This is a genomic window from Microbacterium sp. JZ31 (assembly GCF_016805985.1).
Taxonomy (GTDB): Bacteria; Actinomycetota; Actinomycetes; order Actinomycetales; family Microbacteriaceae; genus Microbacterium.
Genome location: NZ_CP017661.1, coordinates 447120 through 470081, shown reverse-complemented (window position 1 = coordinate 470081; position 22962 = coordinate 447120). Strand labels below are relative to the sequence as shown.

The 22962-nt window shown below is 71.4% G+C and carries 21 protein-coding genes; 15 read left to right on the top strand and 6 right to left on the bottom strand.

From position 1 onward, the window contains the following. The first annotated feature begins 6 nt into the window (after positions 1–6). The 6 genes from hpaE (at position 7) to BJP60_RS02245 (ending at position 6426) form a co-directional block, all read left to right on the top strand. On the top strand, positions 7–1518 hold the full coding sequence (gene hpaE / locus BJP60_RS02270; protein WP_203137276.1) for a 5-carboxymethyl-2-hydroxymuconate semialdehyde dehydrogenase: 1512 nt from the start codon (positions 7–9) through the stop codon (positions 1516–1518). Between the two features lie 155 nt (positions 1519–1673). Then, on the top strand, positions 1674–2846 hold the full coding sequence (gene hpaD, locus BJP60_RS02265; RefSeq protein ID WP_203137274.1) for a 3,4-dihydroxyphenylacetate 2,3-dioxygenase: 1173 nt from the start codon (positions 1674–1676) through the stop codon (positions 2844–2846). Positions 2847–2848: 2 nt separating this feature from the next. Then, on the top strand, positions 2849–3634 hold the full coding sequence (gene hpaH / locus BJP60_RS02260; protein WP_203137272.1) for a 2-oxo-hept-4-ene-1,7-dioate hydratase: 786 nt from the start codon (positions 2849–2851) through the stop codon (positions 3632–3634). Continuing rightward, positions 3631–4416, top strand: coding sequence for an HpcH/HpaI aldolase family protein (locus BJP60_RS02255; RefSeq protein WP_238439520.1), 786 nt, complete (start codon positions 3631–3633; stop codon positions 4414–4416). The genes hpaH and BJP60_RS02255 overlap by 4 nt, the downstream gene beginning before the upstream one ends. Positions 4417–4508: 92 nt before the next feature. Continuing rightward, on the top strand, positions 4509–5318 hold the full coding sequence (locus BJP60_RS02250; RefSeq protein ID WP_203137269.1) for a nucleotidyltransferase domain-containing protein: 810 nt from the start codon (positions 4509–4511) through the stop codon (positions 5316–5318). 91 nt (positions 5319–5409) lie between these two features. Then, the gene (locus BJP60_RS02245; RefSeq protein WP_203137268.1) at positions 5410–6426 is read left to right on the top strand and encodes an NADPH:quinone reductase; all 1017 of its coding nucleotides are present in this window, start codon (positions 5410–5412) and stop codon (positions 6424–6426) included. A 57-nt stretch (positions 6427–6483) separates the two neighbouring features. Here the strand turns inward: BJP60_RS02245 and BJP60_RS02240 are convergent, their stop codons facing one another. Together BJP60_RS02240 and BJP60_RS02235 are read right to left on the bottom strand one after the other, a co-directional pair. Beyond that, positions 6484–7911: an MFS transporter gene (locus BJP60_RS02240; RefSeq protein ID WP_203137267.1), complete on the bottom strand. Its 1428-nt coding sequence runs from the start codon at positions 7909–7911 to the stop codon at positions 6484–6486. Positions 7912–8024: 113 nt separating this feature from the next. After that, on the bottom strand, positions 8025–8981 hold the full coding sequence (locus tag BJP60_RS02235) for an aldo/keto reductase (RefSeq protein WP_203137266.1): 957 nt from the start codon (positions 8979–8981) through the stop codon (positions 8025–8027). Positions 8982–9053: 72 nt separating this feature from the next. Here BJP60_RS02235 and BJP60_RS02230 point away from each other — a divergent pair, with 72 nt between their 5' ends. The 8 genes from BJP60_RS02230 (at position 9054) to BJP60_RS02195 (ending at position 17585) form a co-directional block, all read left to right on the top strand. After that, complete coding sequence (locus BJP60_RS02230; protein ID WP_203137265.1) at positions 9054–9413, top strand: MerR family transcriptional regulator; 360 nt, start codon at positions 9054–9056, stop codon at positions 9411–9413. Positions 9414–9573: 160 nt separating this feature from the next. Continuing rightward, entirely contained in the window at positions 9574–9765 is a 192-nt protein-coding gene (locus tag BJP60_RS02225) for a hypothetical protein (protein ID WP_203139469.1), read from the top strand. Then, entirely contained in the window at positions 9762–9851 is a 90-nt protein-coding gene (locus BJP60_RS02220; RefSeq protein ID WP_203137264.1) for a potassium-transporting ATPase subunit F, read from the top strand. The genes BJP60_RS02225 and BJP60_RS02220 overlap by 4 nt, the downstream gene beginning before the upstream one ends. Continuing rightward, positions 9851–11533, top strand: a complete 1683-nt coding sequence (gene kdpA / locus BJP60_RS02215; protein WP_203137263.1) for a potassium-transporting ATPase subunit KdpA — start codon at positions 9851–9853, stop codon at positions 11531–11533. Before BJP60_RS02220 ends, kdpA begins: the two co-directional genes overlap by 1 nt. A 3-nt stretch (positions 11534–11536) precedes the next feature. After that, positions 11537–13696 (top strand): potassium-transporting ATPase subunit KdpB, encoded by a 2160-nt coding sequence (kdpB, locus tag BJP60_RS02210; RefSeq protein WP_203137262.1) that lies wholly within the window; start codon positions 11537–11539, stop codon positions 13694–13696. Between the two features lie 34 nt (positions 13697–13730). Next, positions 13731–14348 carry a potassium-transporting ATPase subunit KdpC gene (gene kdpC / locus BJP60_RS02205; RefSeq protein WP_203137261.1) on the top strand — a complete coding sequence of 206 codons (618 nt, stop codon included), beginning with the start codon at positions 13731–13733 and terminating at the stop codon, positions 14346–14348. A gap of 25 nt (positions 14349–14373) precedes the next feature. Continuing rightward, on the top strand, positions 14374–16914 hold the full coding sequence (locus BJP60_RS02200) for a DUF4118 domain-containing protein (RefSeq protein WP_203137260.1): 2541 nt from the start codon (positions 14374–14376) through the stop codon (positions 16912–16914). Further along, on the top strand, positions 16911–17585 hold the full coding sequence (locus tag BJP60_RS02195; protein WP_203137259.1) for a response regulator: 675 nt from the start codon (positions 16911–16913) through the stop codon (positions 17583–17585). Before BJP60_RS02200 ends, BJP60_RS02195 begins: the two co-directional genes overlap by 4 nt. Before the next feature lie 4 nt (positions 17586–17589). Here BJP60_RS02195 and BJP60_RS02190 read toward each other — a convergent pair whose 3' ends face one another. From BJP60_RS02190 to BJP60_RS02175, 4 genes are all read right to left on the bottom strand, one after another. Continuing rightward, positions 17590–18477: a carbohydrate ABC transporter permease gene (locus BJP60_RS02190; protein WP_203137258.1), complete on the bottom strand. Its 888-nt coding sequence runs from the start codon at positions 18475–18477 to the stop codon at positions 17590–17592. Then, positions 18474–19475, bottom strand: a complete 1002-nt coding sequence (locus BJP60_RS02185; RefSeq protein WP_203137257.1) for a carbohydrate ABC transporter permease — start codon at positions 19473–19475, stop codon at positions 18474–18476. The genes BJP60_RS02190 and BJP60_RS02185 overlap by 4 nt, the downstream gene beginning before the upstream one ends. After that, the gene (locus tag BJP60_RS02180) at positions 19472–20776 is read right to left on the bottom strand and encodes an ABC transporter substrate-binding protein (protein ID WP_238439519.1); all 1305 of its coding nucleotides are present in this window, start codon (positions 20774–20776) and stop codon (positions 19472–19474) included. Before BJP60_RS02180 ends, BJP60_RS02185 begins: the two co-directional genes overlap by 4 nt. 97 nt (positions 20777–20873) lie before the next feature. Further along, entirely contained in the window at positions 20874–22106 is a 1233-nt protein-coding gene (locus tag BJP60_RS02175; RefSeq protein ID WP_203137256.1) for an aminotransferase class V-fold PLP-dependent enzyme, read from the bottom strand. Positions 22107–22266: 160 nt separating this feature from the next. On the opposite strand from BJP60_RS02175, the gene BJP60_RS02170 reads away from it, so the two are divergent. Then, entirely contained in the window at positions 22267–22962 is a 696-nt protein-coding gene (locus tag BJP60_RS02170; protein WP_238439518.1) for a FadR/GntR family transcriptional regulator, read from the top strand.

The following is a 22962-nucleotide window of genomic DNA, read 5'->3' as shown; positions in this document are numbered from 1 at the left end:
AATCCCATGAGCACCCCCGACTACACCCAGCGTCACGTGCCCGCCGACCTGCCGGAGAAGATCCAGCACTACATCGGCGGGAAGCACGTCGACTCGCAGGACGGCGACACGTTCGACGTGCTCGATCCCGTGTCGAACGAGACCTACATCCAGGCCGCCGCGGGCAAGAAGGCCGACATCGACGCCGCCGTCGCCGCCGCCCGCACCGCCTTCCGCGAGGGGCCCTGGCCGAAGATGCTGCCGCGCGAGCGTTCGCGCATCCTGCACCGGATCGCCGACATCGTCGAGTCGCGCGACGCCCGTCTCGCCGAGCTCGAGTCGTTCGACTCGGGCCTGCCCATCACGCAGGCGCTCGGCCAGGCCCGCCGCGCGGCCGAGAACTTCCGCTTCTTCGCCGACCTGATCGTCGCCCAGGCCGACGACACCTTCAAGGTGCCCGGCCGGCAGATCAACTACGTCAACCGCAAGCCGATCGGCGTCGCGGGCCTGATCACGCCGTGGAACACGCCGTTCATGCTCGAGTCGTGGAAGCTCGGGCCCGCGCTCGCGACCGGCAACACCGTCGTGCTGAAGCCCGCCGAGTTCACGCCGCTGTCGGCGTCGCTGTGGGCCGGCATCTTCGAGGAGGCGGGCCTTCCCGAGGGCGTGTTCAACATCGTGCACGGCTTCGGCGAGGACGCCGGCGACGCGCTCGTGAAGCACCCGGACGTGCCGCTCATCTCCTTCACGGGCGAGAGCCGCACGGGGCAGATCATCTTCGGCAACGCGGCCCCCTACCTGAAGGGCCTGTCGATGGAGCTCGGCGGCAAGTCGCCCGCCGTCGTCTTCGCCGACGCCGACCTCGAGGCCGCGGTCGACGCGACGATCTTCGGCGTCTTCTCCCTCAACGGCGAGCGCTGCACGGCCGGATCCCGCATCCTCGTCCAGCGCGACATCTACGACGAGTTCGTGGAGCGCTACGCGGCGCAGGCCCAGCGCGTGAAGGTCGGCTACCCGCACGACCCCGCCACCGAGGTCGGTGCGCTCGTGCACCCCGAGCACTACGACAAGGTGATGTCGTACGTCGAGATCGGCAAGAGCGAAGGCCGCCTCGTCGCGGGCGGCGGCCGTCCGGAGGGCTTCGACGAGGGCAACTTCGTCGCCCCGACCGTGTTCGCCGACGTGAAGCCGGATGCGCGCATCTTCCAGGAGGAGATCTTCGGCCCGGTCGTCGCCATCACGCCGTTCGACACCGACGAGGAGGCGCTCGAGCTCGCGAACGACACGAAGTACGGCCTCGCAGCCTACATCTGGACGAACGACCTCAAGCGCGCCCACAACTTCTCGCAGGCGGTCGAGGCCGGCATGGTGTGGCTCAACTCCAACAACGTGCGCGACCTGCGCACCCCGTTCGGCGGCGTCAAGGCCTCGGGCCTCGGCCACGAGGGCGGCTACCGCTCGATCGACTTCTACACCGACCAGCAGGCCGTTCACATCACGCTCGGCAAGGTGCACAACCCGACCTTCGGCAAGGCCTGACCGCCTCCACCCCCTCACCCACCGTTCGTCGAGCGAGCGGAACGAGTCGAAACGACTGAACATCGCCACGGCACCGTTGCACCGTTTCGACTCGGTCGCTCCGCTCCCTCGCTCAGCGAACAGGTGACCCGACCAGAGAAAGCAAGGACGCTGACATGACAACCGAATCCACCGACCGCCGCGGCACGCTCACGTCGTCGGGCTTCTACGTGTCGCAGGAGGCCCCGATCGAGCCCGCGAACCCGGTCGCGACGCCGACGGCGCCCGCGCCGGACATCCTGAGGTGCGCGTACATGGACCTCGTCGTGACGGATCTCGCCGCGTCGCGCGCGTTCTACGTCGACATCCTGGGCCTGCACGTCACCGAGGAGGACGACGAGGCGATCTACCTGCGCTCCACCGAGGAGTTCATCCACCACAACCTCGTGCTGCGCAAGGGACCCGTCGCGGGCGTCGCGGCGTTCTCGTACCGTGTGCGCACGCCCGAGGACCTCGACAAGGCCGTCGCGTTCTACGAGGAGCTCGGCTGCCGCGTCCTCCGCCGGCCCGAGGGCTTCACGAAGGGCATCGGCGACTCGGTGCGGGTGGAGGACCCGCTCGGCTTCCCGTACGAGTTCTTCCACTTCAGCGAGCACACCGAGCGCCTGTCGTGGCGCTACGACCTGCAGATCCCGGGCGAGCTCGTCCGCCTCGATCACTTCAACCAGGTGACGCCGGATGTGCCCCGCGCCGTGCGGCACTACCAGGACCTGGGCTTCCGCGTGACGGAGGACATCCAGGACGCCGACGGCACCGTCTACGCCGCGTGGATGCGCCGCAAGCCGACCGTGCACGACACAGCGACGACCGGTGGCGACGGCCCGCGCATGCACCACGTCGCGTTCGCGACGCACGAGAAGCACAACATCCTCGCGATCTGCGACAAGCTCGGCGCCCTGCGCCGCTCGGACGCGATCGAGCGCGGACCGGGCCGCCACGGCGTCTCGAACGCGTTCTACCTGTACCTGCGCGATCCCGACGGGCACCGCGTGGAGATCTACACGCAGGACTACTACACGGGCGACCCCGACAACCCGGTCGTGACGTGGGACGTGCACGACAACCAGCGCCGCGACTTCTGGGGCAACCCGGTGGTGCCCAGCTGGTACACGGAGGCGTCGCTCGTGCTCGATCTCGACGGCAACCCGCAGCCGGTCGTCGCGCGCGAGGACAAGAGCGAGATGGCGGTCACGATCGGCGCCGACGGCTTCTCCTACACCCGCCCCGACGACGAGCAGGAGATGCCGTCGTGGAAGCAGGGCGAGTACAAACTCGGGCACCAGCTCTGATCATGCTGACGCAGGATCAGATCGCGCAGCTGGCAGCGGAGCTCGCGGAGGCGGACCGGATGCACGGCGTCATCCCGCGCATCACCGCGCGCTTCCCGGACGCCACCATCGAGGACTCGTATGCGATCCAGGGCATCTGGCGCGACGCGCAGGTCGCGGCGGGCCGCCGCCTCGTGGGCCGCAAGATCGGCCTGACGTCCAAGGCCATGCAGCAGGCGACGGGCATCACGGAGCCGGACTACGGCGTGATGTTCGACGACACGGTGTGGGAGTCGGGCGCGGTGATCCCGGCGGGCGACTTCTCGAACATCCGGATCGAGGTCGAGCTCGCGTTCGTGCTGAAGGCCCCGCTCGAGGGCCCGGCGTGCACGCTGTTCGACGTGCTGCGCGCGACCGAGTACGTCACTCCCGCGCTCGAGGTGCTCAACTCGCACATCGAGATGGAGGGCCGGACGATCGTCGACACCATCAGCGACAACGCCGCGTACGGCGGCATGGTGCTGGGCGGCCGGCCCATGCGTCCGGACGACATCGACCTGCGCTGGGTGGGCGCGATGCTCTACCGCAACGAGACGATCGAGGAGACGGGCGTCTCGGGCGGCGTGCTCGGCCATCCCGGCCAGGGCGTGGCGTGGCTCGCGAACAAGATGCACCGGCACGGCGACCGCCTCGAGGCGGGCGAGATCATCCTGGCGGGGTCCTTCACCCGCCCCGTGTGGGCCGAGGCGGGCGACAGCATCCTGGCGGACTACGGACGGATGGGGACGATCGCATGCAGCTTCCGATGACCTTGCGCCACCGGATCGCGCAGGCGGACCGCCCGCTGTACGGCGGCTGGATCTGCTCGGGCTCGCCCGTCATGGCGGAGATCATGGCCGACTCGGGCCTCGACTGGCTCATGATCGACATGGAGCACGGGCCCATCGGGCTGAGCGAGACCCAGGCGATGTTGCAGGTCGCGGCGGCCTACCCCGCCACGACGGTCGTGCGCGTGCCCGCGAACGACGCCGTGTGGATCAAGCAGGTGCTCGACCTCGGTGCGCAGACGATCATGGTGCCGATGGTGTCCACCGCGGCGGAGGCCGAGGCCGCCGTCGCGCACGCGTCGTACCCGCCGCGCGGACACCGCGGCGTGGGCAACGCGCTCGCGCGCTCCGGCCGCTGGAACCGCGTCGACGACTACCTCCAGAACGCGGCGGAGTACACGTCGGTGATCGTGCAGATCGAGACGGCCGAGGGCGTCCAGAACGCGGAGGCGATCGCGGCGGTGGACGGCATCGACGGCGTCTTCGTCGGGCCGAGTGACCTCGCCGCGTCCATGGGGCTGATCGGGCGGCAGACGCATCCGGATGTCGTCGCAGCGGTCGAGCGGGCGTTCGCGGGCGTCCGCGCGGCGGGCAAGCCCGTCGGCGTGAACGCGTTCGTGGAGTCGGCCGCCCGCGCCTACGTCGAGGCGGGCGCGCGCTTCGTGCTCGTGGGCGCCGACGTGGGCCTCGCCGCCCGCGGCGCGGAGCGGCTGGCCCGTACGTTCCTCCCCGCCGGCGACGGCGAGGGCCGCGCGTCCTATTGACGCCGTTTGCCCCGAATGGACCGCTATCCGCCTCGGATGGCGGCAGTTCGGGGCAAATGCCGGGTCCCGTGCACCGAGATACGCTCGGAGGGATGATCGATCAGCGGGGCCTGCAGCACATGGCCGAGTCGCTGGCCGCGGTTCCGGGCGTGGTCGCCGTGACGCTCGGAGGCAGCCGCGCGCGCGGCATGCACCGGCCCGACTCCGACTTCGACCTGGGCGTCTACTATCGCCCAGGCGACCTGGACCTGGCGGCGCTGGGCGCGCTGGCGGCACGAGTGACGGGACGCGCCGTCCCGGTCGCGGGCCCGGGCGGCTGGGGACCGTGGGTGGACGGCGGCGCATGGCTCGAGGTGGACGGCACCCGGATCGACTGGATCCTGCGGGACGTCGCCCGCGTCGAGGAGCAGTGCGAGCGTGCCGCGCGCGGCGCGTTCGCCTTCCACCCGCAGCCGGGGCATCCCTTCGGGTTCCTCGACGTGTCCTACGCGGGTGAGGTCGCGACGGCCATCCCGCTGAGCGACCCTGCCGGCGTGCTCGAGGGCCTCACCGCCCGGGTGACGCCCTACCCCGAGCCGCTGCGGAAGGCGATGCTCGACGGCCTGTGGCAGGTCGACTTCCTGCTGGAGGCCGCCCGCAAGGGCGCGGCGCGCGCCGACACGACGTACGTGGCCGTGTGCCTGTCGCACGCGGCGCTGCTGGTCGCGCACGCATGGCACGCCGACGCGGGCGCATGGGTGCTCAACGAGAAGGGCCTCGTCCCGGGTGCGGTGCGCCTCGGCGCGACGGCCCGGCGCTTCGTCGACGTCGCCACCGCCGTGCTCGCTCGACCCGGTGGAACGCCGGAAGAGCTCGCCGCCTCGATCGACGCGCTGCGCGCCGCGCCGCGTCCGACGGCCTGAGCGTCGCGCGCCTCCAACCGCCCGTCGCCCCGCGTCCGGCCGGATCCCTTCGCCCGGCCCCGCGCCTGCCCGGCGTCGGTAGCGTGAGAGCATGCGCGCTGTCATCTACTCCGAGACCGGTTCGTCCTCCGTCCTCCGCCTCGTCGAGCGGCCCGTGCCCGAGCCGGGCGAGGGCGAGGTGCGGGTCCGCGTCGTGCGCGCGGGAGTGAACCCGACCGACTGGAAGTTCCGCGCGGGCGGCATGGGACCGCTCGCCTTCGACGAGATCTCGCCCGGGCAGGATGCCAGCGGCGTGATCGACGCGGTGGGCGCCGGCGTGACCGGTCTCGCGGTCGGCGACCGCGTGTGGACCTACCTGACGCAGAGCGGCCGGCCCATCGGATCCGCCGCCGAGTACACGATCGTGCCCGAGGCCCAGGCCGTGCGGCTGCCCGAAGGCGCCTCGTTCGACCTCGGCGCCTCGCTCGGCGTACCGGTGGTGACCGCGCATCGGCTGCTCACGTCCGGACCGGTCACGCGGCTCGCTCCCGGCGCGCTCGACGGACGCACGGTCCTCGTCCAGGGCGGCGCCGGTGCGGTCGGCAACGCCGCGATCCAGCTGGCGGCGTGGTCGGGCGCGACCGTGATCGCGACGGTCAGCAGCGCCGAGAAGGCCGAGCTCGCCCGCGCCGCGGGCGCCGCGCACACGGTCGACTACACGAAGGGCGACGCGGCGGCGGAGATCCAGTCGCTCGCTCCGGACGGCGTCGACCAGATCGTCGAGGTTGCGCCGGCTCAGAACACCGACCTCGATCGCGAGGTCGCCGCCCTCGGCGCGACCATCGCGATCTACGCCAACAACGGCGGCGACGAGATGACGCTGTCCGTGCGCGCGACGTTCTCGAAGAACCTGCGGTACCAGTTCGTCCTGCTCTACACGGTCGCGCCGGACCTGCTCGCGGCCGCCGCCGAGGACATCACGGCGGCGATCGCGGATGGCGCCTTCGCCGTGGGGGACGAGCGCGGCCTGCCGCTGCACCACTTCCCGCTCGAGGACACGGCCGCCGCACACGACGCGGTCGAGGACGGTGCGGTCGGCAAGGTGCTGATCGACGTCGCCGCCGACTGACGCGCATTCGCCATCGGCTAGCGCACCCCGCGGCCGCGCACCGGGAGAGCCCGGGGGTCAGCTCTCCCGGTCGGGCCGATCCTCGGTGGGGACACCGCGCGGGACGAGGAAGGCGAGCCCGAACATCGCCGCCGCGAGCACCGCGGAGGCGAGGAACACCGCTCCGGAGGACGCGATCACGGTGGCCGGGTCGTGGGCCTCGCCGCCCATCCGCGAGACGATGCCGTTGGAGATCGCGCCGAGCACGGCCGCGACGAGCGCCTGCCCGATGGAGCGGGAGAACATCACGGTTCCCGAGGCGACGCCGCGCTCCTGCCACGCGACGGTCGACTGCACGGCCACGAGCGACGGCACGGCGGTGAAGCCGAAGCCGAGCCCCGTGACGAACAGGATGAGCGCGACCGTCCAGATGCTCGGCCAGCGCGACAGCACGGCGATCCCGACGGCGGTCGCCAGGACCAGCGCCGTGCCGGAGATGATCACCGGGCGGAAGCCGAAGCGCAGGTACAGGCGCCCCGAGATCGAGGCGGCCACGGGCCATCCGAGGGTGAGCGTCGCGAGCGCGAGGCCCGCGAGCAGCGGCGACGCCCCCGCGCTGCCCTCGAGGTAGGTGGGGATGTAGGCCGTGTATCCGATCAGCACGCCGCCCAGGATCAGGTTGAGCATCGCCGTCGACGCGACGACCGGACGCGTGAAGATCCACAGCGGCAGGACCGGCTCGCTCGCGCGGCGCTCGACGAGCACGAACAGCACGAGCAGCACCGCTCCGGCGCCGAACACCCCGATCGAGGTGGGCGAGGTCCACTCCCATGCGACGCCGCCCTCGAGCACGCCCAGCAGCAGGAGGGTCAGCGCCGCGGTCAGCAGCGCGGCACCGGCCCAGTCGATCCGGTGACGGCGGCGCTCCAGCTGCTCGTGATAGTTCCGCGCGAGCAGCCAGAACGCGAGCAGGCACAGCGGCACGTTGATCAGGAAGATCCACCGCCACGCGTCGAGCTGCGAGAACAGCCCTCCGAGGGTCGGGCCGATCACGGATGACACACCCCACACGCTCGCGATGTAGCCCTGCACCCGCGCCCGCTCGGCCACCGTGTAGATGTCTCCCGCGATCACCACGGTCATGGGCATGATGGCGCCCGCGCCGAGGCCCTGCACGGCACGGAAGGCGATGAGCGAGGGCATGTCCCACGCGATGCCGCACAGCACGGATCCCACGAGGAACACCGCGATGCCGAACAGCAGGACGGGCTTGCGGCCGAGCTGATCCGCGAGCTTCGAGTACACGGGAGTGAGCACCGACTGCGTCAGCAGGTAGATCGAGAAGAGCCACGGGAAGGCCTCGTAGCCGCCGACGTCGGCCACGATCGAGGGAACGGCGGTGGCGACAACCGTCGAGTCGATCGCGACGAGACCCGTCGCGACCATCACGGACAGGAGGATGGGTCCCCGCTCGCTGCGAAGACCCACGGCGGCGGGGGCGGTCATCCATTCATCCTTTCACCGGAAGAGGGGCGCGCGGCCTCGCACGGCACCATCCGGGCTCCGCGAGGCCCGGCACACGCACCCGATCGCCGACGGAACCGGGGCGACCGGCCGCCTCACGCGTCGACGTGAAGTCGCGCGAGCTGCTCCGCCGTGAGCGCGATGGCCGCCCCGTCCAGGGCCGCGTCGAGCTGGTGCAGCTTGCTGCCGCCGAGGATCGGGCGGATCCCCTCGGAGACCAGCCAGGCGAGCACGATCTGCCCCCGCGTCGCGCCCGTCTCGCCCACGACCGCGTCGAGCGCCTCGAGCCGCCGCGTCGTGCCGGGATGGTCGTATGCGGGGTCGATGCGCTTGTCGGGGTTGTCGTACGCCCCCGACAGCAGAGGCGTGTACGCCCACAGCTCGAGCCCCTCACCGCGCGCGAGATCCCGGTGCTCGTCGCCGAGCACCCCGAACGCGTGGTTCTGGCCCGCGGGAAGCGCTCCAGAGCGTGGGCGCAGATAGGTCGCGCTGTGCTGCAGCGCGTCGAGGGGAAGTGCGCCGACCGCGCGCGCGTGCGAGCGCGCCCGCTCGACCCGCCACGCCGGATGGTTGGAGGCGCCCACCCGCCGGACGACCCCCTCGGCGACGAGCTCGCCCACGGCGTCGACGGTCTCCTCGATCGGCGTCGCACGGTCCTCCATGTGCAGCCACAGCATGTCGACCGCGTCGACGCCCAGCCGATCAAGCGAGCCGCGAAGCGCCTCGTGGACCGCCCGACGGCCGAGCCCCTGCACGCGCTGCGGGAACGAGCCCGCCCAGAGCGGCTCCGCTCCGAGCTTGGTGGAGATTCTGATCCGCTGCCGCATGCCGGGGCGCGCCGCGAGCCAGCGCCCCAGCACGCGCTCGCTCTGACCGCCGCGCCCGCTCGGATCCAGCCAGAAGCTGTAGCAGTCGGCCGTGTCGATCCACGTGCCGCCGCGCTCGACGAACCTGTCGAGCAGCGCGAAGGAGGCGTCGTCGTCGAGCAGCGTGCCGAAGACCATGGCTCCGAGCACGAGCGGCGAGTCGATGGGGGTGTTCTGCGTGTCCATGCCAGCAGGATCGGGCCTGGAGCGCGCTCCAGGTCAAGACCTCTCACCCGAACTCGGCTACGGTCGCTTCGCATGAGCACCTACACACCCGCCGAAGCGGCCGAGCTCTCGGGCTTCTCGCTCGACACCCTGCGCTACTACGAGCGGGAGGGCATCCTGCCTCCCGTCGCGCGCGCGACATCCGGGCGGCGCGTCTACGACGACGCGGACCTGTCGACGCTCGACTTCCTGAAGTGCCTGCGGGACACGGGGATGCCCATCCGGCGGCTGCGGCGCTACGGCGAGCTGTGCCGGGATCCCGGATCGATCGCCGAGCGGATCGCGCTGCTCGAGGAGCACGCGACCGCCGTGCGCGAGCAGGCGGAGCAGCTGCGCCGCCGCCAGGAGCGCCTCGACGAGAAACTCGCCTGGTACCGCACCCAGCTCGGCTGAGTCACTCCCAGCCGCCCACCCGTCGGCGAGCCCGAGCGCGCGGAAGCTGCTCGGCTCCCCTGGGGAGCCCGAGCGCCCCGCCGAGGGCGCGGGCAGGGGCAAGCAGCGCCGGCGGCGCGAGAAGAGCGTGAGCCTTCCCGGGGCCGGACGTATGGGAGTCGTGAGGAAGCCGTCGCGCGACGCCGGCGAGGACTTCAATCGGGATCTGCGCCGCCATCGGCGTGCGGCCCCGGATCGGGCGCCGCCAGTCCCTCGAACGGAGTCCCCCGTGCTCGATCTGATCTATGTGGCGGCGACGCTGGCGCTGTTCGCGCTCGTCGCGCTCGTCGTGAAGGGAGCCGAGAAGCTGTGATCGTCATCACGGCCATCGCCGGCGCCCTCGGCGTCGCCGCGATCGTCTACCTCGTGATCGCCCTCGTCCGGCCGGAGCGGTTCTGATGGACGCCGCGACGATCTGGAGCGGCATCCTGCAGATCGCCGCGCTCCTCGTCGCCCTCGTCCTCGTCTATCGGCCGCTGGGCGACTACATGGCCCGCGTCTTCACGGCGGAGCGGGACGGGCGCGCGGAGCGCGGCCTGTACCGCCTGATCGGCGTCGACAGCGGCCGCGAGCAGACGTGGCAGGCGTACGCCCGCTCCACGCTCGCGTTCTCCCTGATCGGCGTGCTGCTGCTGTACGGCCTGCAGCGCCTGCAGGTCTTCCTGCCGTGGGCCCTCGGCCTCCCGGCCGTGCCGGAGGGGGTGGCGTTCAACACGGCCCTGTCGTTCGTCACCAACACGAACTGGCAGACCTACTACCCCGAGTCGACGCTCGGCTACGCCGTGCAGCTCGCGGGGCTCACCGTGCAGAACTTCGTGTCCGCGTCCGTCGGCATCGCGATCGCCGTCGCGCTCGTGCGCGGCTTCGCACGACGAGGCTCGGCCACGATCGGCAACTTCTGGGTCGACGTCACCCGCGGGGTAACGAGACTGCTCCTCCCGCTCGCCGTGATCGGCGCGATCGGGATGATCGGCACCGGTGTGGTGCAGAACTTCGCCGGCTTCACCGACGTGACGACGCTCTCGGGTGCCGGCCAGGCGCTGCCCGGCGGTCCCGTCGCGTCGCAGGAGGCGATCAAGCAGCTCGGCACCAACGGCGGCGGCTTCTTCAACGCGAACTCGGCGCACCCGTTCGAGAACCCGAATCCGGTGTCGAACCTGCTGCAGCTTCTGCTCGTGCTGATCATCCCTGTGTCGCTGCCGCGCACGTTCGGCCGCATGGTCGGCGACGACCGTCAGGGCTTCGCGATCATCGCGACCATGGCGGGGATCGCGCTGGCGTCGATCGCCGCCGTCACGGCGCTCGAGGCCGCGGCGCAGGGGTCCGCCCCCGAGCTCGCGGGCGGCGCCTTGGAGGGCAAGGAGCAGCGGTTCGGGATCTTCGGATCGGCGCTGTACGCGGCCGTCACGACGCTCACCTCGACCGGCGCGGTCAACTCGATGCACGACTCGTACACCGCCTTAGGCGGCATGGTGCCGCTGATCAACATGATGCTCGGCGAGATCGCCCCGGGCGGCGTGGGCGCCGGCCTGTACGGCATGCTCGTGCTCGCCGTGATCACGGTCTTCATCGGCGGGCTGCTGGTCGGCCGCACGCCCGAGTACGTCGGCAAGAAGATCGGGCCGCGCGAGATGAAGCTCGCGAGCCTCTACATCCTCGTCACGCCGATTCTCGTGCTCGCCGGCACGGCGCTGAGCTTCGGGATCCCGGCCGTGCGCTCGGATGTCGAAGGGACGTCGCTGTGGAACCCCGGCCCGCATGGCCTCAGCGAGGTGCTGTACGCCTTCACATCGGCCGCGAACAACAACGGGTCCGCCTTCGCGGGCATCACGTCCGCCACGCCGTGGTTCGCGACCGCGCTCGGCGTCGCCATGCTGATCGGGCGCTTCGTGCCGATCGTGCTCGTGCTGGCGCTCGCCGGCTCGCTCGCCGCACAGAAGCCGGTGCCGTCCACGACCGGCACCCTGCCGACGCACCGGCCGCAGTTCGTCGGCCTGCTGGGCGCCGTCTCGGTCGTCATCACCGCACTGACCTACTTCCCCGTTCTCGCGCTGGCTCCGCTGGCGGAAGGGCTCGCCTGACCCATGTCCACGACACGCCAGAAGACGCCCGCCCCGGTCGCGGGACACCTCACACCGAAGGCGCCGCGCACGCCCCGCGCCTTCAGCACGGCTCACATCGTGCAGGCGCTGCCCGGCGCGCTGCGCAAGCTGAATCCCGCCGATCAGTGGCGCAACCCCGTGATGCTGATCGTGTGGGTGGGCGCCGCCCTGACCACGCTCGTCGCCATCGCGGAGCCCCTCCTCGGCGGAGCCGATCGGTCGGGCGGCAGCGAGATCCCGGCCGGCTTCACGTGGGGCATCGCCGTGTGGCTGTGGCTCACGGTGCTGTTCGCGAACCTCGCCGAATCGGTCGCCGAGGGACGCGGCAAGGCGCAGGCGGCGACGCTGCGCAAGACGCGCAGCGCGACCGTCGCGCACCGCGTCGTCCGGTACGACGAGGCGCGCGACGCCGCGGCCGTGCAGTCGGAGACCGCCGAGGTCGCGTCGTCCGAGCTGAGGCTCGGCGACGTCGTGGTCGTCACGGCGGGCGAGCTGATCCCCGGCGACGGCGACATCGTGGCCGGCATCGCGACCGTGGACGAGTCGGCCATCACGGGCGAGTCCGCACCCGTCGTGCGCGAGTCCGGCGGCGACCGCAGCGCCGTGACCGGCGGCACGCGCGTGCTGTCCGACCGGATCGTCGTGCGCATCACGTCGAAGCCGGGCGAGACGTTCGTGGATCGGATGATCGCGCTCGTCGAGGGCGCGTCGCGACAGCGCACGCCGAACGAGATCGCACTCGGCATCCTGCTCGCGAGCCTGTCGATCGTGTTCGTCGTGGTCGTGCTCACGCTCAACCCGATCGCCTCCGCCGTCACCGGCACGGTCTCGATCCCCGTCCTGATCGCGCTGCTCGTCACGCTGATCCCGACCACGATCGGGGCGCTGCTCTCGGCGATCGGCATCGCGGGCATGGATCGTCTCGTGCAGCGCAACGTGCTCGCGATGTCGGGCCGCGCGGTCGAGGCGGCGGGCGATGTCACTACGCTCCTGCTCGACAAGACCGGCACCATCACGCACGGCAACCGCCGCGCGAGCGCCTTCGTGCCGCTGCCGGGGCTGACCGAGGCCGAGCTCGCGCGCGCCGCCGCTCTGTCCTCGCTCGCCGATCCGACCCCCGAGGGTGTCTCGGTCGTGGAATTGGCTGCCCTGCGCGGCGTGCACCTGGACGGGAGCGCGGGCGGCGTGTCCGTGCCGTTCACGGCGCAGACCCGCATGAGCGGGCTGGACCTCGCGGACGGCACCGAGATCCGCAAGGGCGCGGGATCCGCCGTGCTCGCATGGCTCGAGCTCGACGGCCTCGTGGACGAGGGGCTGCGCGCGTCCGTCACGGAGATCACCGACCGGATCGCCGCCGACGGCGGCACGCCGCTCGTCGTGGCGATGAAGCAGGGCGGCACCGGCCGCGCGCTGGGCGTCGTGCATCTCAAGGACATCGTCAAGGACGGCCTGCGCGAGCGCTTCGCCGAACTGCGCGAGATGGGCATCCGGACGATCATGATCACGGGCGACAATCCGCTGACGGCGCGCGCGATCGCGAAGGAGGCCGGCGTCGACGACTTCCTGGCCGAGGCGACGCCCGAGGACAAGCTCGCGCTGATCCGCAAGGAGCAGGAGGGCGGTCGCCTCGTCGCGATGACCGGGGACGGCACGAACGATGCGCCCGCGCTCGCGCAGGCCGACGTCGGCGTCGCGATGAACACGGGCACGTCGGCCGCGAAGGAGGCCGGCAACATGGTCGACCTCGACAGCGACCCGACGAAGCTGATCGACATCGTCCGGATCGGCAAGCAGCTTCTCATCACGCGCGGCGCCCTCACGACCTTCTCACTGGCGAACGACATCGCGAAGTACTTCGCGATCATCCCCGCGATGTTCATGGGCGCCTTCCCGGGTCTCGCGGCGCTGAACGTCATGCAGCTCAGCTCGCCCGCGTCGGCCGTCACCAGCGCGATCATCTTCAACGCGATCGTGATCGTGTTCCTGATCCCGCTCGCCCTGCACGGCGTGGAGTACAAGCCGCGCAGCGCCTCCGCGATCCTCAGCCGCAACCTGCTCGTCTACGGACTCGGCGGCGTGATCGCACCCTTCATCGGCATCAAGCTCATCGACCTCGTCATGAGCGTCATCCCCGGCTTCTGAGCCGGACGACATCTGACTCGCACAAGGAGAGCGCATGTCCACCACCACCCGCGCCACGCTGCGCACCACCCGCACCGCGATCCTCGCGATGCTCGTCTTCACGCTGCTGCTCGGCGTCGTCTATCCGGCGGCGGTCACCGCGATCGGCCAGCTCGCGCTGCCGTGGCAGGCGAACGGATCCCTCGTGCGCGACGCGGACGACGAGGTCGTCGGCAGCGCGCTGATCGGCCAGTCGTTCGCCGACGCCGAGGGCGTCCCGCTGCCGCAGTACTTCCAGTCGCGCCCGTCCGCCGCCTTCGTCGACGACAACGGCCACCTGGTGTCGGGCGGGTCGAATTACGGCCCCGAGAACGAGACGCTGCTCGGCGAGATCGCCGACCGTCAGGCCGCGATCTCGGCGCTCGAGGGCGTCGAGGCCTCGCAGATCCCCGTCGACGCCGTGACGGCCTCCGGCTCGGGGCTCGACCCGCACATCAGTCCGGCGTACGCGCGGCTGCAGGTGCCGCGGATCGCCGAGGAGCGCGGGCTCGACGAGGCGCAGGTGAGCGCGCTCGTGGAGTCTAGGATCCAGTCCAGGGACCTCGGCTTCCTCGGAGAGCCGCGGGTGAACGTCCTGGAGCTCAACCTGGCGCTGGATGCTCTGGCCCGATGACGTCCGCACCGGCAGGAGGAAGCGCGTGAAGAAGGGCCGCCTGCGCGTGCTCCTCGGCGCCGCGCCGGGCGTGGGCAAGACCTACGAGATGCTCGAGGAGGGACGGCGCCTGCGGGGCGAGGGGCGCGACGTCGTGATCGGCATCGTCGAGACCCACGGCCGCGTGGCGACCGCCGAGCAGGCCGTCGGCCTGCCCGTCGTGCCGCGCCGTGTGCTGCGCCACCGCGATGTCGAGCTCTCGGAGCTCGACATCGCCGCGGTGATCGAGCGGGACCCGGACGTGGCGCTCGTCGACGAGCTCGCGCACACCAACGCCCCGGGCTCGCGCAACGCGAAGCGCTGGCAGGACGTGAAGGAGCTGCTGGCAGCTGGGATCGACGTCATCACGACCGTGAACGTGCAGCACATCGAGTCGCTGGGCGACGTGGTCGAGCGGATCACGGGCGTGGTGCAGCGCGAGACCGTGCCCGACGCCGTGGTGCGCGAGGCCGATCAGGTCGAGGTGGTCGACCTGGCGCCGCAGTCGCTGCGGGACCGGCTCGCGGCGGGGCTCGTCTATCCGGCCGAGCGGATCGACGCCGCGCTGTCGAACTACTTCCGCCTCGGCAACCTGACCGCGCTGCGCGAGCTCGCGCTGCTGTGGCTGGCGGACGAGGTGGACAGCGCCCTGCGCGTGTACCGGCAGGAGCAGGGCATCGAGGGCACATGGCAGACACGCGAGCGCGTCGTCGTCGCCCTCACGGGCGGCGCGGAGGGCGAGACGCTGATCCGCCGCGGCGCGCGCATCGCCGCACGGTCGGCGGGCGGCGAGCTGCTCGCCGTGCACGTGTCCGCGCAGGACGGGCTGCGCACGGGCTCCCCCGGCGCGCTCACGAAGCAGCGTGCGCTCGTCGAGTCCCTCGGCGGCACCTCGCACCAGGTGGTGGGCGACGACGTGCCGCGCGCGCTCGTCGAGTTCGCCCGCTCGGTGAACGCGACGCAGCTCGTGATCGGCGCGAGCCGCCGCGGCCGCCTGTCGGCCGCGCTGACGGGACCGGGGATCGGCGCAACCGTCGTGCGCGAGGCCCGCGACATCGACGTGCACATCGTGACGCACGACGCCGCCGGCCGTGGGCTCCGGATCCCCCGCCTGACCGCGGGCGCGCTCAGCTGGAAGCGCCGCATCCTCGGCTTCGTCGCGGCACTGACGATCGGTCCGCTGCTGTCGGCGGCGCTGTCGTGGCTGCCCGCGGACGAGTCGCTCGTCGTGCACGTGCTCGCCTATCAGCTGCTCGTGGTCGTGGTCGCTCTGATCGGCGGCATCTGGCCGGCGCTGTTCGCCGCCGTGCTGTCGGGGCTCAGCCTGAACTTCTTCTTCGTGGAGCCGCGGTTCACGGTCCACATCGCCTCGCCGGATCACGCGGTCGCGGTCGGCCTCTACGTGGTCAGCGCGGCGCTCGTGAGCTGGATCGTCGACCAGTCCGCGCGGCGCACGCGCGCGGCGCAGCGCGCCGCCGCCGAGTCGGAGCTGCTCGCGACCGTCTCCGGCAGCGTGCTGCGCGGCGAGAACGCCGCCCAGGCCCTGGTCAGCCGCGCGCGCGAGGCGTTCCGGGCCACGGGCGCGCGCCTGACGACGCCGGAGGGTGAGACGGTCGTGACGGACGGCGAGCCGGCGCGCGGCGGGCGGTTCCTGTCGATGCCCGTGGGCCCCGCGGCCGCCCCGCGCGCCGTCCTGGAGCTGCACGGCGCGGAGCTCGACGCCGCCGAGCGGCGGCTGCTCGACGTGATGGTCGTGCAGTTCGCGGCGCTGCTGGAGAACGAGGACCTGGAGCGCACCGCCCGGCGGGCCGACGCCCTGGCGGAGGCGGACAGCGTGCGCACGGCGCTGATGTCGGCCGTCAGCCATGACCTCCGCCGCCCGCTCGCCGCCGCGGTCGCTGCCGTCGGCGGGCTGCGCACGCCCGGCGGGACGCTGACCGACTCCGATCGCGCCGAGCTGCTCGCGACGGCCGACGAGAGCCTCGCGACGCTGTCGACCCTCGTCACCGACCTGCTGGACGTCAGCCGCGTCCAGGCTGGGGTGCTCGCGGTGTCGCTCAGCGCCGTCGATGCCGCGGGCGTCGTGCTGGCGGCCGTGGACGAGCTCGGCCTCGGCCCCGACCGGGTCGAGCTGGCGCTGGATCCCGGGCTTCCCGCGATCACGGCGGATCCGGTGCTGCTGCAGCGCGTGATCGTGAACGTGCTCGCGAACGCCGACCGTCTGTCGCCGGACGACCGCCGGGTGCGCATCGCGACGAGCCGGATCGGGAGCCGCGCGCAGATCCGGATCGTCGACCACGGACCCGGGGTTCCGGTCGACCGGCAGCAGGAGATGTTCGCGCCGTTCCAGCGCATGGGCGACACCGACAACACGACCGGCCTCGGGCTGGGGCTCGCCCTGTCCCGCGGCTTCACCGAGGGGATGGGCGGCACGCTCTTCCCCGAGGACACCCCCGGCGGCGGCCTGACGATGGTCATCGAGCTGCCGATCGCCGAGGACATCGACGCCGGCCCCGACACCGCCCCCGACCCGAGACTGAGCGCATGAAGATCCTGATCGCGGACGACGACCCCCAGCTGACCCGGGCCATGCGGATCACGCTCGGAGCACACGGCTACGAGGTCGTGTCCGCGAGCGACGGCGCGGAGGCGATCGCGGTGGCAGCGCAGGCGAAGCCGGACGTGGTGCTGCTGGACCTCGGGATGCCCAAGCTCGACGGCGTCGAGGTGATCCACGCGCTGCGCGGCTGGACCGACGCGCCGATCGTCGTCGTGTCGGGACGCACCGGCTCGGCCGACAAGGTCGACGCACTCGACGCGGGCGCCGACGACTACGTCACGAAGCCGTTCCAGATCGACGAGCTGCTCGCCCGCCTGCGGGCCCTGGCGCGTCGCATCGGAGCCGCATCGACGGAGCCGGTCGTGGCGTTCGGCGACGTCCGCGTCGACCTCGCGGCCAAGGTCGTGACGCGTGCCGGCGAGCCCGTGCACCTCACGCCCACCGAGTGGCGCATGCTCGAGTTCCTCGCGCGCAACCCGGGCGCGCTCGTGACGCGGCAGACCCTGCTGAAGGACATCTGGGGCTCCGAGCAGGTCGCCGACACGGGCTACCTGCGCCTGTACATCTCGCAGCTGCGCAAGAAGCTCGAGCCCGATCCGGCGAATCCCGTCCACCTGCTCACGGAGCAGGGGATGGGCTACCGGCTTGTGCTGGGCTGAGCGCTCACTCCTTGACGGCGCCGGCCGTGAGGCCGTCGACGATCCAGCGGCTGGCGAGGGCGAACAGCGCCATGGTCGGCAGGATCGTCAGCACGGCCGCGGCCGCCATCGGCCCCCACGCGACGTTGAACGTCGAGATGAAGCCGTTCAGCGCCGCCGGCACGGTCTTGTTCTCGTCGGAATTGATCAGGATCACCGACAGGAACAGCTCGTTCCAGCAGTTGACGACGTTGAAGATGAAGGCCGCCACGATGCCGGGCGCCATCACGGGCACGATCACGCGGAACAGGGCCCCGAGCCGCGACGAGCCGTCGATCATCGCCGCCTCCTCGAGCGCGTCCGGCACGTTCTCGAAGAACCCGCGCAGCATCACGGTCGAGAACGGGATGCACACCGCGATGTACACGAGGATCAGTCCGGGCTTGGAGTCGACGAGCCGCAGGTCGGCGAGCATCGAGTACAGCGGCCCCAGCGCGATGAACGTCGGGATCATCTGCGTCAGCAGGAACGCCGCGAGGATCGCCCCTTTGCTGCGGAACTCGAAGCGCGCCAGCACGTAGGCGCTCAGCAGCGCGATGAGCGTCGACGTGGCGCCCGCGACGAGTGCGACGATCGCGGAGTTCGCCAGGAACGTCCCGAAGTTCGACGTCTCGAACAGGCCCGTGTAATTCTCGAGCGACGGCTCGGTGGGCCAGTACTCGAGCGGGAACCGGTTGATGGACCCCGGCGCCTTGAACGACGTCACCACGATCCAGTACAGCGGGAACAGCGTGATCACGAGCCACAGCGCGAGCCCCACGGCCTTCACCGCCCCGCCGACGGTGAACCGGCGCGCGGGCCGGCGGGTCGGGGACGTCGCCGCGCCCGTCGTCAGCACCTCTGTCACCGTCATGCCCGGCTCACCCGCCTCATCGCCATCAGGTAGAACGCGCAGAACACGAACAGCAGCGCCATCACGGCCAGGCCGATCGCGCTCGCGATCCCGTAGTTGCCCTGCTGGGTGTACTCGATCATCCAGGTCGTGATGATGTGCGTCTGGCCAGCGGGGCCGCCGCGCGTCATCGCCCAGATGATGTCGGGGAAGTTGAAGATCCAGATCACCCGCAGCAGCACGGTCAGCAGCAGCGTCGTGGCGATGTACGGGATCACGATCGAGAACAGCTGCCGCGCCTTGCCTGCGCCGTCGAGGCTCGCCGCCTCGAGCACCTCGTCCGGCACCGACTGCAGGGCGGCGAGGATCATGATCGCGAAGAACGTCACGCCGTACCAGACGTTCGCCACGATCACGGCGACCATCGCGAGCCTCGGATCCGCGAGCCACGGCAGGGGCGCATCGATCAGCCCGGCCTTCATCAGCAGGTCGTTCATGACGCCGAACTCGGCGTTGAACATCCAGCGGAACAGCATGCCGATGAGGAACCCGGACACGGCCCAGGGGAAGAAGACGAGGGCCTGGTACACCCCGCGGAAGCGGAACCGCCGACGCAGCCCCAGGGCGATCAGGAAGCCGATCACGAGCTGCGGCACGAGCGAGCCGACGACCCACAGGATCGTGTTGCCCGCCACGACGGGGAACACCGGATCGCCGAGCACGGTCGCGAAGTTCTGCAGCCCGACCCACGGCGTGGACGTGAGGTCCCACAGGTTCCAGTCGTGGAACGCCATGCGGGCGCCCTGCAGCATCGGCCAGTACGTGAACCAGCACACGAACACGATCGCCGGGGCGAGGAACGCCAGGATCGTCAGCGCGTGCCGGCGCCCGAACGTCCGCCGGCGCGTCCGGCTCGGCGCCGCGCCGCGCGGCGGCCCGGGCGGGACGGGGGCCGACCCCCGCCCCGCCCGGTCGCGCGCGTCGGACGCGGCGACCCCGGGGGATGCCGAGACACTCATTCGGCCGAGGCGTACTTCTCGGTCCAGAACGTGTCCCACGACTCGAGCAGCTCGGTCGTGGTCATGCTGCCGAGGAGCACCTGCTGGATCTCCGAGTCGGCCTTCTGCATCCACTCGGTCCACCAGCTCACGCCGCGCGGCTGGGTGACGTTGATGTAGGTGTCGGGGTTCTCGGTCATGGTGACGTAGCTGGCCCAGGCGCCCTCCTTGTAGAAGTCGTCCTCGGCCGCCGATGCCACGATCGGCACCAGGCTGTTCGTCTGCGCGAACTCGGTGGCCGGCTCCTCGCCCGAGAGGAACTCGACCAGCTTGATCGCCTCCTCCTTGTGCTCGCTCGCCTCGGCGATGCCCCAGCCCGCGGTGGCGAGCGGCTGGGCGGCCTTGCCGGTCGGGCCGGTCAGGAGCGGCGCCGTCGACCACTGGTCCTCAGTGATCGTCGTGGACTGCTTCACGGTCGCGATGACCTCGGGGTCCTGCAGCAGGAACGCGGTCGATCCGTTCGTGAAGCCCTCGACCATCTCGGGGTATCCCCACGACACGGCCGACGGCGGCGCCGCCTGCTCGAACAGGGCGAAGTACGTGTCGAGGGCGTCCTGCGCCTCGGGCGCCGAGAAGATCGTCGAGCCGTCCTTGAGCTTGAACGCGTCTTCGGTGTCGAGGTCGTCGACCACGTACGCCTCGATCGCGGCCACCACGTTGCCGTTCGCGTTCGCGCCGCCGCGGAACGCGTAGCCGTACACATTGTTCGACGGATCCTGGATCGCGGAGGCCTGCTCGAGCAGCTCCTCCCACGACGTCGGCGGCGCGTCGAAGCCGGCCTCCTCGACGAGGTCGGTGCGGTAGAATAGCGACAGCCCGTAGAAGCCGTAGGGCACGAAGTAGCCGCCCTCGGCGACGGCCTTGGCGTTGTCGGTGAGGGCGTTCCAGCCCTCCCAGTCGGCGAGGTCGTCGGACATGTCGTACAGCCAGCCGTTGTTGCTGAACGGACCGACGGTGAGGTCGCGCACCTCGAGCACGTCGACGCCGGTGCCCGACTGCAGCATCTGCTGGATCTTCTGGTCGGCCTGATCGGTCGGGGGCGAGACCAGCTCGACGGCGATGTCGGGATTCTCCTCCTCGAACTGATCCAGCAGCGAGCGGATGAGCTCGGTGCGGGCGGGGTTGGTGAGGCTCTCGACCATCTGGAGGGTGACGGTGCCGCCCTCCGCGCCGGATCCGGCTCCGCCGCCGGAGCAGCCGCTCAGGGCAAGCACCGAGGCGGTGGCCGCGCTCGCCATGAGCATGAGGCGGGTGCGCTTCATCTCATCTCTCTCTTTCTCTTGCGCGCCTTCTCTCAGGAGTCGGCCCGCTCGGGGTGGGTGGTGCATCGGTGGGGTCTGGAATGGAGCGCTGCCCGCGTCAGTCGCCGCGCCGCTCGCGCGCGAGCGCCACGATCTGCGGCACGGCGCGCTCCACGAAGGCGTCGAAGTCGCCCTGCTCGGTGTACAGGTGCACGGACAGACGGAGGTAGCCGACACCGGCGAAGCTCGTGAACGCCGCCTCCACGCCCGTCTTGTCGAGCAGGCGCATCCGCAGCTCGTCGGCATCCTCGCGGGCACGGCCGAGACCCTCGGGCAGGCGGATCAGACGCATGGACGGCACGGGCATGCCGACGTCCGTCGCCACGGGCGCGGCGACATGCGGCTGCAGCGCGCGGCCGATCACCTCGACGCCGAGGTCGGCGAGGGCGTCCATCGTGGCTCGGGTGCGGTCCCAGCCGTACTCGCGCTCGATGAACGCGATCGACCGCGGCGCGGCGAGGTAGGCGGTCGCGTCGATCGTGCCCTGGGTGTCGAAGCGGGCGGGGTACGGCTCGTCCGCGCCCCACGAGTCGATCAGCGGCCACAGGTCGTCGCGGTCGTGCGCCTTCGTGACGAGGAGGGCGGATCCGCGCGGCGCGGCGGGCCACTTGTGCAGGTTGCCGAACCACCAGTCCGCGCGCGTGGCGGCGGCCTCGGCGACGAGGCCGGGCGCGTGGGCGCCGTCGACGAGCACACGCGCGCCGCGCTCGTGGGCGAGATCCGCGATCTCGTCCACCGGCAGCAGCCGTGCCGTGGGCGAGGTGATCTGATCGATCACGATGAGCTTGACCGCGTCCGTGAAGGCCGCGCGGAACACCTCGACCACCTCATCCGCGGAGGCCGCGAGCGGGATCGCGACGACGCGGATGCGCGCCCCGAAGCGCCGCGCGAGGCGCCTGGCACCCATCGTGATGGCGCCGTAGCCGTGATCGGTGACGAGGATCTCGTCGCCGAAGTCGAGATGGAGGCCGTTGTAGACGACGGTGGCCGCGGCCGACGAGTTGGGCACGAACACCGTGTCCTCGGGCGCCGCCCCTACGAAGGGCGCGACCTCGCGGCGGGCCTCGGCCGTGTACTCCGCGATCCGGGGGAACCAGCCGACCGGGCTGCGGTCGCCCCGCGCGCGCAGCTCGTCCTGGAAGCGCACCACCTCGGTCGGCACGGCGCCGAACGAACCATGGTTGAGGTGCACCATCTCGGGATCCAGCGGCCAGGCGTCGCGGGCGCGGGCGAAGCTCGCGAGGCGCACGGGCGCCGCGACCGGCGCGGGAACGGTGTCGAGCGAGGGCATTCCGACCTTTCGGGGCTGTTGTCGGACAACCTTGGCACAGAGGACGACAGGATCGCCAGAGTTGCCACCCTATCGATCCGGGCTGTCCGACAGCTTTCATCTGCGCGAAACAATCACCGGTGTCCGCGGACGGCCGGATCCGATCCGGGATGATGGAGAGATGAGCGATATGAGCGCCATCGAGACCGCGTTGCACGGCGTGCGGGCCCTCATCGCGGACGGCACGCTGCAGCCCGGCGACCGCCTGCCGAGCGAGGGCGAGCTGAGCGACCGGCTGGGCGTGTCCCGCGGCTCGATCCGCGAGGCCATCCGGACGTTCGCGGCGCTCGGCGTGCTCGACACCCGACGGGGATCCGGCAGCTTCGTCGGCGAGCTGCGCGCGGCCGACGTGATCCAGACGCTCTCGCTCACGATCGGTTTGCTGCCCCTCGAGTCGATCCTCGAGCTGTACGAGCTGCGTCGCGTGCTCGAGGCGCACGCGGCGTCGCTCGCGGCGGCCCGCTGCGACCCCGACACGCTCGCCGGGTTGGACGAGCTCCTCGACCGCCTCGAGGCGACGACGGACGACGAGCAGCAGTCGGCGCTCGATCACGAGTTCCACATGCGCATCCTGGCGCTGGGCGGCAACGAGGCACTGTCCGCCATGGTGGGCGTGCTGCGGGCGCGCTCGCGCGCGTACCACCTCTTCCCCTCCGCGGAGGGCGCGACGGTGAAGGCCCTCTCGGATGCGGGGCACCGCGCGATCCTGCGCGGGCTCGGGGCCCGCGATCCGGTCGCGGCGTCGGCGGCGGCTGCCGCGCACGTCAGTCAGACCGAGGCGTGGCTGCGCAAGCTGCGCCCCGATCCGGCGGGCTGA